This is a genomic window from Streptomyces galbus, assembly GCF_005280195.1.
Classification (GTDB): Bacteria; Actinomycetota; Actinomycetes; order Streptomycetales; family Streptomycetaceae; genus Streptomyces; species Streptomyces galbus.
In genome coordinates, this window is the sequence record NZ_SZPR01000008.1 from 571,844 (window position 1) to 583,687 (window position 11,844).

The 11,844-nt window shown below is 72.9% G+C and carries 10 protein-coding genes; 7 read left to right on the forward strand and 3 right to left on the reverse strand.

The features are described from left to right. The first annotated feature begins 17 nt into the window (after positions 1-17). Positions 18-842, forward strand: coding sequence for a rhomboid family intramembrane serine protease (locus E4U92_RS07010; protein ID WP_137299363.1), 825 nt, complete (start codon positions 18-20; stop codon positions 840-842). A 28-nt stretch (positions 843-870) separates the two neighbouring features. Here the strand turns inward: E4U92_RS07010 and hemE are convergent, their stop codons facing one another. Beyond that, positions 871-1,938 carry a uroporphyrinogen decarboxylase gene (gene hemE, locus E4U92_RS07015; RefSeq protein WP_137299364.1) on the reverse strand — a complete coding sequence of 356 codons (1,068 nt, stop codon included), beginning with the start codon at positions 1,936-1,938 and terminating at the stop codon, positions 871-873. A gap of 97 nt (positions 1,939-2,035) precedes the next feature. Here hemE and E4U92_RS07020 point away from each other — a divergent pair, with 97 nt between their 5' ends. The 5 genes from E4U92_RS07020 to E4U92_RS07040 all read left to right on the forward strand — a co-directional run bounded on the left by E4U92_RS07020 (position 2,036) and on the right by E4U92_RS07040 (position 8,707). Beyond that, a complete protein-coding gene (locus tag E4U92_RS07020; protein WP_137299365.1) occupies positions 2,036-2,704 on the forward strand; it encodes a DUF3000 domain-containing protein in 669 nt (222 codons plus the stop codon). Between the two features lie 287 nt (positions 2,705-2,991). After that, entirely contained in the window at positions 2,992-3,654 is a 663-nt protein-coding gene (locus E4U92_RS07025; protein WP_067229335.1) for a helix-turn-helix transcriptional regulator, read from the forward strand. A 140-nt stretch (positions 3,655-3,794) separates the two neighbouring features. Further along, positions 3,795-5,084 carry a ribonuclease D gene (locus E4U92_RS07030; RefSeq protein WP_137299366.1) on the forward strand — a complete coding sequence of 430 codons (1,290 nt, stop codon included), beginning with the start codon at positions 3,795-3,797 and terminating at the stop codon, positions 5,082-5,084. A 270-nt stretch (positions 5,085-5,354) separates the two neighbouring features. Then, on the forward strand, positions 5,355-6,572 hold the full coding sequence (locus tag E4U92_RS07035) for a thiolase family protein (protein ID WP_137299367.1): 1,218 nt from the start codon (positions 5,355-5,357) through the stop codon (positions 6,570-6,572). Further along, positions 6,569-8,707 carry a 3-hydroxyacyl-CoA dehydrogenase NAD-binding domain-containing protein gene (locus tag E4U92_RS07040; RefSeq protein WP_137299368.1) on the forward strand — a complete coding sequence of 713 codons (2,139 nt, stop codon included), beginning with the start codon at positions 6,569-6,571 and terminating at the stop codon, positions 8,705-8,707. The genes E4U92_RS07035 and E4U92_RS07040 overlap by 4 nt, the downstream gene beginning before the upstream one ends. A 79-nt stretch (positions 8,708-8,786) precedes the next feature. Here the strand turns inward: E4U92_RS07040 and E4U92_RS07045 are convergent, their stop codons facing one another. Then, positions 8,787-9,809, reverse strand: a complete 1,023-nt coding sequence (locus E4U92_RS07045; RefSeq protein WP_137299369.1) for a DUF8189 domain-containing protein — start codon at positions 9,807-9,809, stop codon at positions 8,787-8,789. Positions 9,810-9,911: 102 nt separating this feature from the next. On the opposite strand from E4U92_RS07045, the gene E4U92_RS07050 reads away from it, so the two are divergent. Further along, complete coding sequence (locus E4U92_RS07050; protein ID WP_137299370.1) at positions 9,912-10,283, forward strand: NYN domain-containing protein; 372 nt, start codon at positions 9,912-9,914, stop codon at positions 10,281-10,283. Positions 10,284-10,296: 13 nt separating this feature from the next. Here E4U92_RS07050 and E4U92_RS07055 read toward each other — a convergent pair whose 3' ends face one another. Next, a complete protein-coding gene (locus E4U92_RS07055; RefSeq protein ID WP_137299371.1) occupies positions 10,297-11,790 on the reverse strand; it encodes an amino acid permease in 1,494 nt (497 codons plus the stop codon). Positions 11,791-11,844: the final 54 nt, after the last annotated feature.

Here is an 11,844-nt window from a genome sequence, read left to right on the forward strand (position 1 = left end):
GGGGGCAGTACTCCCGTGTGGTCATCCCCGTCCATGACGTGAACCCCGTGCGCCGCACCCCCTGGGTGACGTACGCGCTGATCGCCGCGAACGTGTTCGTCTTCCTGTTCATGCCCGGCCTGTCGGGTTCCGTGGCGGGCGACAGCAGCCTCGCCCAGAGCTGCCACCTGCACGCGTTCCTGGAGCACTACGCGGCCGTGCCCCGGGAGCTGATCCACCACCAGATGCCGCGCCTGGTCCCCACCGGCGAGGTGGGCACGGGCGCGCACGGCGCCGGCTGCGTCGTCGCGCCGCCCGGCTACGACAAGTCACCGGTGGCCAGCGTCTTCACCGCGATGTTCCTGCACGGCGGCTGGCTGCACCTGCTGGGCAACATGCTGTTCCTGCTGATCTTCGGGAACAACATCGAGGACCGCATGGGCCACGTCCGCTTCGCGCTGTTCTACGTGGTCTGCGGCTACGCGGCGGCGTACGGCTTCGCGCTGTTCAACGCCGGCTCCTCCGCACCGCTGATCGGCGCGTCCGGGGCGATCGCGGGTGTGCTCGGCGCCTACCTGGTGCTGTACCCGAAGGCCAGGGTGTGGGTCCTGGTGCCGTTCCTGGTGTTCCTGCCGCTGCGGCTGCCCGCGTGGCTGGTCCTCGGCTTCTGGTTCGCGCTCCAGGCCGTGTACTCCTCCGGCGAGGGCGTCTCGGACGCGGGCACCGTGGCGTACGCGGCGCACGTCGTCGGCTTCCTCGCGGGGATGCTGCTCGCCTGGCCGCTCAAGCCGGGCACGCCCCCGCCGCCGGAGCCGGGCGGCCTCCTGTTCGGCCGGCGCGCCCGCCCCCGGCACACGTGGTGAGGTCCCGCCGGCCGCTGGGGCCGGCCGGTCAGCGCGCCGTCTGCGTGTGGACGTACTCGGTCAGGCGCGTGAGCGCGTCCGGGTCGGTGGTCGGCATCACGCCGTGACCGAGGTTGAAGACGTGGCCCTCCAGACCGGCGGCCGCGTCGAGGACCTCGCGGACCTTGGCCTCCACGGCCTGCGGGGTGGAGAAGAGGACCGTCGGGTCGAGGTTGCCCTGCAGCGCCTTGCCGGGGCCGACCCGGCGGGCGGCCTCGTCGAGGGGCACCCGCCAGTCGACGCCGACGACGTCCGCGCCGGCCTCGCCCATCAGCCCGAGCAGCTCACCGGTGCCGACGCCGAAGTGGATGCGCGGCACGCCGTAGCCGGCGACGGCGTCGAAGACCTTGGCGGAGGCGGACATCACCGAGCGGCGGTAGTCGGCCGGGGCGAGCGCGCCGGCCCAGGAGTCGAAGAGCTGGACCGCGGAGGCGCCGGCCTCGATCTGCACCTTCAGGAAGGCGGCCGTGATGTCGGCGAGGCGGTCGAGCAGGTCGGCCCACAGCTCCGGGTCGCCGTACATCATCGCCTTGGCGTTCTCGTACGTGCGGGACGGGCCGCCCTCGACGAGGTAGCTCGCGAGGGTGAAGGGCGCGCCGGCGAATCCGATGAGCGGGGTGCTGCCGAGCTCACGGGTCAGCAGGCCGATCGCCTCGGTGACGTACGAGACGTCCTCGGGGGTCAGGTCGCGCAGCCGGGCCAGGTCGGCGCGGGTGCGGACCGGCTCGGCGACGACCGGGCCGACCCCGGGCTTGATGTCCAGGTCGAGGCCGATGGCCTTGAGGGGGACGACGATGTCGCTGTAGTAGATCGCCGCGTCCACGCCGTGCCGGCGCACGGGCTGCAGCGTGATCTCGGTGACCAGCTCCGGGCGCGTGCACGACTCGAGCATCGGGATGCCCTCGCGGACCTTGCGGTACTCCGGCAGCGAGCGCCCGGCCTGGCGCATGAACCACACCGGGGTGTGCGGCACGGGCTCACGCCGGCACGCCTTCAGGAAGGGGCTGTCGTACGTCGCGGTCGGCTGCATGCCCGTCGGGCTGGCGTTGGCACTCACGACGGCAAGTCTCCCATGGCCGGGAAGCCGACGTGGCCGCGCCCCACACGGGTGTCTTGCCCTGCGCGGGGCCCCCGTTCCCCTTAATCTTCCCCGCATGGCTGCGGATCGGGATCCACTGTCGGACGGCGCTGACGGAAGGGACGATGTGAACGAGGGGGACCGGGACGGGACCAGGACGACTCCGCTGCCCTTCCGGGCCGCCGTCGACGCGCTGAGGTCGGCGCGGCTGCGCCCGCAGATCGAGGTCGAGCCGACGCCGGCGCCCAAGCGGCTCGCGCCGTTCGCGTACGCCCTGGAGGCGACGGTGGTCGACGGCGAGCAGGAGCTGGCCGACGGCCGCCTGGTGCTGCTGCACGACCCGGCCGGGCACGACGCCTGGCGGGGCACGTTCCGCCTGGTGACCCTGATCCGGGCCGAGCTGGAGCCGGAGATGGCGGTCGACCCGCTGCTGCCCGACGTGTGCTGGTCGTGGCTGACGGGCGCGCTGCAGGCGCGCGGGCTGACGTACGGCGAGCCGAGCGGCACCGTCACGCGGGCGAGCTCGCACTACTTCGGCGGGCTGTCCGCGCGCCCGGCCGCCTCGCAGATCGAGATCCGCGCCTCCTGGACGCCCCGCGAGGGCCTCGGCGGGGCGCCGGACACCGGCGCCCACCTGGCGGCCTGGTGCGACCTGCTGGCCCAGGTGGCGGGGCTGCCGCCGGCCGGCCCCGGCGACGCGTCGGTGGTGACGCTGCCGCAGCGCCGCGGCCCGCAGTCCCGCTGACCCGCACCGCCCCCTCGCCCTCTCACCCCCCTCGCCCCCGAGCCCGGCACGGTCCGGGCTTTTTCTCTGTCCGCCCACACCCTCATTGACCGTCTCTTTGTCGATACGGCCACTTTCAGTCACGGTCACACTCTCGAACGAACTGATTCGTTCACCGAACGATCGACCGCGTGTCCGAATTGCACGGATTGTTACTCACTAAATCGTGATCTTTTTCTAAAGGCCCATGGGTTTGGTGCCGAAGACGTCTGTGACCTTGAAAGCCGTCCCGCACCCCAGGAGGCCTGGTGTCCGTTCTCCTCGAGCAGCCCGCAAGCCTGGTCGCCTACCGCCCGAACAAGCCCACCGCCATGGTGGTCGTGGCCGACCCGCGCGTCCGCTCCACCGTCACCCGCCACCTGTGGGCGCTCGGTGTGCGCGATGTCATCGAAGCCTCGTCCATCGCCGAGGCCCGTCCGCGCGTCGGCAACCCCCGCGACATCTGCGTCGCCGACGTCCACCTGCCCGACGGCTCCGGGCTGACCCTCCTGTCGGAGACCCGCGCCGCGGGCTGGCCGAACGGCCTGGCCCTGTCCGCCGCCGACGACATCGGCGCCGTGCGCAACGCCCTCGCGGGCGGCGTCAAGGGCTACGTCGTCACCGGCACCCGCACCAACGTCGGGCTCCCCACCCGGCCCGGTGCGGCCCCCATCGGCGCGGCCGCCGCCCGCCTCCACCGCCGCCCCCCGGGTGCCCCGAGCCACCCGGGCGGCTACCGCGAGCTGTCCGGCCGCGAGGTGGAGGTGCTGCGCCTGGTCGCCGAGGGGCAGTCGAACAAGGCGATCGGCGTCTCGATGGGACTGTCGGCGCTGACCGTCAAGAGCCACCTCGCCCGCATCGCCCGCAAGCTGGGCACCGGTGACCGGGCCGGCATGGTCGCCGTGGCCCTGCGCACCGGGATCATCCACTGACCACCACCGCCCTCCCCTCCCCTCCCGCCCCGCAGTCTTCACCGGACCTTCGCCCGGAGTGACTGGATTACGACCCCCCGGCGCCCGTCGACGGAACGTTCCGTCGGCGGGCGCCCGTCACGCACGGATACCCTTGACCGGTGACCGACGCCCAAGAAACCGCAGCAGCCAGCTCACTGCGAACCACCGGAGGCGCCCCTCCGGACGACGGCGGATCCACTGCTCCTGGGGCGCCGACACCGTTGCTGGAACCTCGCGAGGGCATCCCGCCCGTGATCGCCGACGAGGCGGGCCTGGCCGAGGTCGTCGCCGCCTTCGCGGCCGGCTCGGGGCCCGTCGCCGTCGACGCCGAGCGCGCCTCCGGGTACCGCTACGGCCAGCGCGCCTACCTCGTGCAGCTGCGCCGCGAGGGGGCCGGCACCGCGCTGATCGACCCCGTGGCGTGCCCCGACCTCTCCGCCCTCGGCGCGGCCCTGCGCGACACCGAGTGGGTGCTGCACGCCGCCACCCAGGACCTGCCCTGCCTGCGCGAGATAGGCATGGTGCCGACGCGGCTGTTCGACACCGAGCTGGCCGGACGGCTCGCCGGTTTCCCGCGGGTCGGCCTCGGCGCCATGGTCGAAGGCGTGCTCGGCTACGTCCTGGAGAAGGGCCACTCGGCCGTCGACTGGTCCACCCGGCCGCTGCCCGAGCCCTGGCTGCGCTACGCCGCGCTCGACGTGGAGCTCCTGGTGGACCTGCGCGACGCGCTGGAGAAGGAGCTGGAGCGCCAGGGCAAGCTGGAGTGGGCGCACCAGGAGTTCGCGGCGATCGCCGCCGCCCCGCCGGCCGAGCCCCGCAAGGACCCCTGGCGGCGCACGTCGGGCATGCACAAGGTGCGGCGGCGCCGGCAGCTCGCGGTCGTGCGGGAGCTGTGGGAGGCGCGCGACCGGATCGCGCAGCGGCGCGACGTGTCGCCCGGCAAGGTGCTGTCCGACGCGGCGATCGTCGAGGCGGCCCTCGCACTCCCGGCGAACGTGCACGCGCTGGCCGCGCTGAACGGCTTCGGGCACCGGATGGGCCGGCGGCAGCTCGAGCAGTGGCAGGCGGCCGTCGACCGGGCCAAGGCGCTGCCCGAGGCCCAGCTCCCGCAGCAGGGGCAGGCGGTGACCGGGCCCCCGCCGCCGCGGGCCTGGGCGGACAAGGACCCGGCCGCGGCGGCCCGGCTGTCGGCGGCACGGACCGCGATCTCGGCGCTGGCCGAGGAGCTGTCCATGCCCCAGGAGAACCTGATCACCCCGGACACCGTGCGCCGGGTGTGCTGGGAGCCGCCGCAGAGCGTGACCGCCGACTCGGTGGCCGAGGCGCTGGCGTCCCACGGCGCCCGGCCCTGGCAGGTGGACCTGGTGACACCGGTCCTGGTGACGGCCCTGTCGGCCGAGGCCGCCTGAGACCTCCTCGCGGCCGGCTCCGGACCCGTCCGCCCCGGGCGGGTCACCCGGACGGCGCAGCGCGGCGGCGGGATCGCGCCAAGATCCCGAGCGCGGTGGACGGGCCGCGGGCCGGGCGGCTGCGCCGAAGGCGTGAACCCGGTGTGACCTTCGCCGCTGTGCCGGGTAGGGCTGTGCAGCCACGTTACCCACAAGTAGCATGGGCCTGAGCGCGCGCTCAGCGCTGGCGCGCCGCAGCAGTGCCACCCCGCACCCTGGAGGAGAGCCATCGTGCCTCGTACCGTCAGGGACGTCGTCTTCGTCGACGGCGTCCGCACCCCGTTCGGCAAGGCGGGCCCGAAGGGCATCTACCACGAGACCCGCGCCGACGACCTCGTCGTGAAGGCGATCCGGGAGCTGCTGCGCCGCAACCCCGGCCTCGACCCGAAGCAGATCGACGAGGTCGCCATCGCCGCGACCACGCAGATCGGCGACCAGGGCCTGACCATCGGCCGCACCGCCGGCATCCTGGCCGGCCTGCCGCAGTCGGTGCCCGGCTACTCCATCGACCGCATGTGCGCGGGCGCCCTGACGGCCGTCACCACGGTCGCCGGCTCCGTCGCCTTCGGCGCGTACGACGTGGCCATCGCCGGTGGTGTCGAGCACATGGGCCGCCACCCGATGGGCGAGGGCGTGGACCCCAACCCGCGCTTCGTGAGCGAGAAGCTGGTCGACGAGTCCGCCCTGTTCATGGGCATGACGGCGGAGAACCTGCACGACCGCTACCCGCACATCACCAAGCTGCGCGCCGACGAGTACGCCGTGCGCTCGCAGGAGAAGGCCGCCAAGGCCTACGCCAACGGCAAGATCCAGGCCGACCTGGTGCCGATCTCGGTGCGCCGCACCTCCCCGGAGGCCGGTGAGACGGGCTGGGGCCTGGTCACCGCCGACGAGCCGATGCGTCCGGGCACCACGCTGGAGAACCTGGCCGGCCTCAAGACGCCGTTCCGCGTCCACGGCCGGGTCACCGCGGGCAACGCGGCCGGTCTGAACGACGGCGCCACCGCCTCCCTCATCGCGAGCGAGGACTTCGCCCGCGAGAACGGCCTGCCGGTCAAGATGCGCCTGGTCTCCTACTCCTTCGCGGGCGTGGAGCCGGAGGTCATGGGCTACGGCCCCATCCCGGCCACCGAGAAGGCGCTCGCCCAGGCGGGTCTGTCCATCTCCGACATCGGCCTGTTCGAGATCAACGAGGCCTTCGCCGTCCAGGTCCTGGCCTTCCTCGACCACTACGGCATCGCCGACGACGACGAGCGCGTCAACCAGTACGGCGGCGCCATCGCCTTCGGCCACCCGCTCGCCTCCTCCGGCGTCCGCCTGATGACGCAGCTGGCCCGCCAGTTCGAGGAGCAGCCGCACGTCCGCTACGGCCTGACCACCATGTGCGTCGGCTTCGGCATGGGCGCGACGGTCATCTGGGAGAACCCGCACTTCGAGGGGGACAAGTGAGCACCACCGCTGAGCTGTTGAAGGGTGCGGCCGAGCTGTTCCCCGACGAGGTCGTCACCCAAGCGCACGTACGCCACTTCGACCTGCCGCTGGGTGCGGGCCGCTTCGCCCTGATCACCCTGGACAACGGCCACGACCACACCAAGCCGACCACCTTCGGCCCGCAGTCGCTGGCGAACCTGAACGCCGCCATCGACCAGGTCGAGCGGGAGGCGGCCGAGGGCACGATCGTCGGCGTCGGGGTCACCGGCAAGCCGTTCATCTTCGCCGTCGGCGCCGACCTCAAGGGCGTCGAGCTGCTGAAGCGGCACGAGGACGCGCTCGCCATCGGCAAGGGCGGCCACGAGGTGTTCAAGCGCCTCGCGGGCCTCGCGGTGCCGACCTTCGCGTACTACAACGGCGCGGCCATGGGCGGCGGCGTCGAGGTCGGCCTGCACTGCACCTACCGCACGGTGTCCGCGGCGCTGCCGGCGTTCTCGCTGCCCGAGGTCTTCCTCGGCCTGGTGCCCGGCTGGGGCGGCTGCACGCTGCTGCCGAACCTGATCGGCGCCGAGAAGGCCGTCACGGTCATCATCGAGAACAGCCTCAACCAGAACCGGCAGCTCAAGGGCCACCAGGTCTACGAACTGGGCATCGCCGACGCCCTGTTCGAGGGCGCGGACTTCCTGGAGCAGTCGCTGATCTGGACGGCGGCCGTCCTCAAGGGCGAGATCGTCGTCGAGCGTCCGGCCGTCGACCGCGGTGAGGGCTGGGACCAGGCCGTCGCCAAGGGCCGGTCCGTCGCCGACTCCAAGGTGCACGGCGCGGCCCCGGCCGCCTACCGCGCGCTGGACATCATCGCCGCCGCCAAGGACGGCGACCTGCAGAAGGGCTACGACGCCGAGGACCAGGCGCTCGCCGACCTGATCATGGGCGGTGAACTGCGCGCCGGCATCTACGCCTTCAACCTGGTGCAGAAGCGCGGCAAGCGCCCCGCGGGCGCCCCGGACAAGAACCTCGCGCGTCCGGTCACCAAGGTCGGTGTCGTCGGCGCCGGTCTGATGGCCTCGCAGCTCGCCCTGCTGTTCCTGCGCCGCCTGGAGGTGCCGGTCGTGCTGACCGACATCGACCAGGAGCGCATCGACAAGGGCGTGGGCTACGTGCACGCCGAGATCGACAAGCTGCTCGGCAAGGGCCGCGTCAACCAGGACAAGGCCAACCGCCTCAAGGCGCTGGTGACCGGTGTCCTGGACAAGGCCGAGGGCTTCGCGGACGCCGACTTCATCATCGAGGCCGTCTTCGAGGAGATGAGCGTCAAGCAGAAGGTGTTCGCGGAGGTCGAGGCGGTCGCCCCGGCGCACGCGGTCCTCGCGACCAACACCTCCTCCCTGTCGGTGTCGGAGATGGCGTCGAAGCTGCAGCACCCCGAGCGGGTGGTCGGCTTCCACTTCTTCAACCCGGTCGCCGTGCTGCCGCTGCTGGAGATCGTGCGCGGCGAGCAGACCGACGACGCCTCGCTGGCCACGGCGTTCGCCGTCGCCAAGAAGCTGAAGAAGACCGCGGTGCTGGTCAAGGACGCCCCGGCGTTCGTCGTGAACCGCATCCTGACCCGCTTCATGGGCGAGGTGCAGAACGTCATCGACGAGGGCACCCCGGTCGAGGTCGCCGAGAAGGCCGTCGAGCCGCTGGGCCTGCCGATGTCGCCGCTGGTCCTGCTGGAGCTGGTGGGTCCGGCGATCGGCCTGCACGTGTCGGAGACGCTGAACCGGGCGTTCCCGGACCGCTTCACGGTGTCCCCGAACCTCAAGGCGGTCGTCGAGGCCGGCAAGCGCGGGTTCTACGTCTACTCCGCCGAGAACGGGTTCAAGCCCGAGCTGGACCCGGAGGTCTCCGCGCTGCTCAAGCAGGGCGACGTGGTCCTCACCGAGGAGCAGGTGCGCGCCCGCGTCCTGGAGGCGGTGGCCCAGGAGATCGGGCTCATGCTGGACGAGGGCGTCGTGGCCGAGGCGCAGGACATCGACCTGTGCCTGATCACGGGCGCCGGCTGGCCGTTCCACCTGGGCGGCATCACGCCGTACCTGGACCGTGAGGGCGTCTCCGAGCGGGTGACCGGGAAGCGGTTCCTCGCCCCGGGCGTGGCGTCGGTCCCGGCGTAACGGCCGTCCGCACACCGGCAGCACCCGAGGGCCCCCGCCATCAGCGGGGGCCCTCGTCGTGTGCCGAGCCACCCCCGGGTCAGGCTTCCTGCCACGGGCCCGGGGCTACCCCCGGCCCGTCGTCTCGGGCGCGGGCGACGAGCAGGCGGCCCGTGGCGGGCTCCAGGGCCGCGACGGTCACCCGGTCGGCGTGGTCGAGCGTGAGGGCCACCTCGGCGTCCGGCGGGAGCCCGGGTCCGTGCTCGGTCCACGAGGCGCCGGCGCCCTCCTCCTCGGTGGGGTACGCGGCGAGGGCGACGCGGCCGCTCGCCGCGCGCTGGGCGAGCACGGTGCTGTCCCGGCCGGCCAGCAGGCAGCGCACCGCGGCCACGCGGCCGGGGCCCGCCGCATGGAGCAGCGGCACGGGGGCGCCGCCGGGCCGCCACGCGCACAGCTCACCGGAGGAGGCGTCGGTGAAGAACAGGGTGGTGCGCCCCGCGGAGGTGGCCAGGGCCCGCAGGGTGCCCGGGCGGGCCGCCGCACGCGCGGTGTCGTCCCGTGCGGGCGGTACGGCCGGTTCCGCCTGCCGCCAGTGCAGCAGCGTGTCGTCGGTGGCCGCGTACGCCTCCACCCGCCCCGACTCCCCCGTGACGGCGACGGGCGGCCCCTGCACGCCGGAGCCCTTCAGGTCGCGCCACGGGTCCCAGCCACCGCGCTCCTTCTGGGCGACCATGCTCAGGCCCGTACCCGCGTTGCGCACGAAGACGTGGGCGCGGCCCTCGGCGTCCACGGCGACGGCGGGCACACCGGTGCGGTCGCCCTTCTTGTCCGGATGGCCGATCGGCACCCAGTCCAGGGGTGCGAGCAGCGGGCGGAAGTGCGTGGAGTGCACCAGGCCCGACTCACCGGGCACGGTGGGCCGCCAGGACACCAGGTGGGCGTACGCGTCGGCGCCCTGGCCGACCGCGAGGACCGGGTGGAGCCGCTGCTCGCCGCCGGCCCGGCGGGCCGGCCGCCAGGTGCCGCCGGGCAGGTGCTCCGCGCGGCACAGTACGGCCTCGCCGGAGGTGAGGTAGACGCAGAGCCGCCCGTCGCGGCCCCGTACGAGCCAGTCGCCGTTCACCCGCCCACTGTAGGGCGGCGGCCGCGCCGGCACGGTGCACGGGGTGCACTCAGGGCGTGCGCGGGGTCACGGTGCGGTGCGGGGGCGTGGGACGCTGGGGGCATGGAGGACAACGCGGCCCTGCTGGTCGTCGTCGACGGCGCGAACGTGGTCGGATCGGTGCCGGACGGGTGGTGGCGGGACCGGCGGGGCGCCGCGGAGCGGCTGCGCGACCTGCTGGCGGCGCGGGGGCTGCCGGGGCACGAGGGGCCGGTGGAGATCGTGCTCGTGGTGGAGGGGGCCGCGCGCGGGGTGGCGTCGGTGCCGGGGGTGCGGGTGGAGTCCGCGCCGGGCAGCGGCGACGACCACATGGTCGACCTCGTCGCCCGCTCCCCCGGCCGCCGCCGCCTGGTGGTGACGGCGGACCGGGAACTGCGCCGGCGGGTGACGGAGCTGGGCGCGGAGGTGACGGGGCCCAGGGCCGTACGCCCGTAGGGTCCCCAGGGGGTCAGACGCCCTGCTCGGTCTTCTCGCGCAGGGCAAGGCGGCTGTGCTTGCGGCCGTACAGGAAGTAGACCGCGAAGCCGATCACCATCCAGATCGCGAACCGGAGCCACGTCTCGGCGGGCAGGTTCAGCATCAGCCACAGGGACGCCAGCACCGACACGATCGGCACGACCGGCACCCACGGGGTGCGGAAGGACCGCTCCAGGTCGGGGCGGGACCTGCGCAGCAGGATCACGCTGATCGCGACGACGATGAACGCGAACAGCGTGCCGATGTTCACCAGCTCGGCGAGTTCGCTGAGGCTGGTGAAGCCGGCGACGATCGCGATGATGACGCCCAGCAGGATGGTCGACCGGTACGGCGTGCGGAACGTGGGGTGGGTGTGCGAGAAGAAGCGCGGCAGCAGTCCGTCGCGGCTCATCGCGAAGAACACGCGGGACTGGCCGAGCAGCAGGATCATGCACACCGTGGTCAGGCCCACCGCCGCGCCGAAGCTGATCAGACCGGCGAACCAGGGGTGCCCGGTGGCCTTGAACGCGTCCGCGAGCGGGGCGTCGATCGACAGCTTGGTGTACTTCTGCATGCCGGTCACCACGATGGACACGGCCACGTACAGCGTGGTGCAGATGATCAGCGAGCCGAGGATGCCGCGCGGCACGTCGCGCTGCGGGTTGCGGGTCTCCTCGGCGGCGGTGGCGACGACGTCGAAGCCGATGAACGCGAAGAACACCACGGACGCCGCGGTGAAGATGCCCATGACCCCGAAGTTCGACGGGGCCCACCCGAACATGAGCTGGATCAGCGGCGCCTTGAGGTTGCCGCCCGCCTCGACGGCCTGCGCCTTCGGGACGAACGGGTCGTAGTTGCCGCCCTTGATGAAGAACGCGCCCGCGATGATGACGACCAGGACGACGGCCACCTTGATGGCGACGACCACCGAGGTGACGCGCGCGGAGAGCTTCATGCCGACGACGAGGATCGCGGTGAGGACCAGCACCAGCGCGGCCGCGAGGATGTCGAAGCCGAAGCCGGAGGCACCGTCGCGGCCGCTGAGCGCGGCCGGCAGGTGCCAGCCGGCGTTGTCCAGCAGCGAGTGGATGTAACCCGACCAGCCGACGGCGACCACCGCCGTCCCCAGGGCCAGTTCCAGGACGAGGTCCCAGCCGATGATCCAGGCCGGGAGCTCGCCCAGCGAGGCGTAGGAGAAGGTGTACGCGGAGCCGGCGACCGGGACCGACGAGGCGAACTCGGCGTAGCACAGGGCGGCGAGCGCGCACACCACGCCGGCGACCACGAAGGACAGCGAGACGGCGGGTCCCGCGGTGTTCTTGGCGGCCGTGCCGGTGAGGACGAAGATGCCGGTGCCGATGACGACGCCGACGCCGAAGACGGTCAGGTCCAGCGCGGAGAGGGATTTCTTGAGGGCGTGCTCGGGCTCCTCGGTGTCCTGGATGGACTGTTCGATGTTCTTGGTCCGGAAGAAGGTGTTGCTCACGGGCTTACCTCCCACGCTGTGTCGTCCTCGACATGATCGAGAGGGTGGTATTCC

Bases quoted from the DNA above. Each gene is read 5' to 3' on its own strand.
- E4U92_RS07020 (WP_137299365.1), top strand. From the start codon at position 2,036: ATGGCTGCGGATCGGGATCCACTGTCGGACGGCGCTGACGGAAGGGAC.
- E4U92_RS07050 (WP_137299370.1), top strand. From the start codon at position 9,912: ATGGAGGACAACGCGGCCCTGCTGGTCGTCGTCGACGGCGCGAACGTG.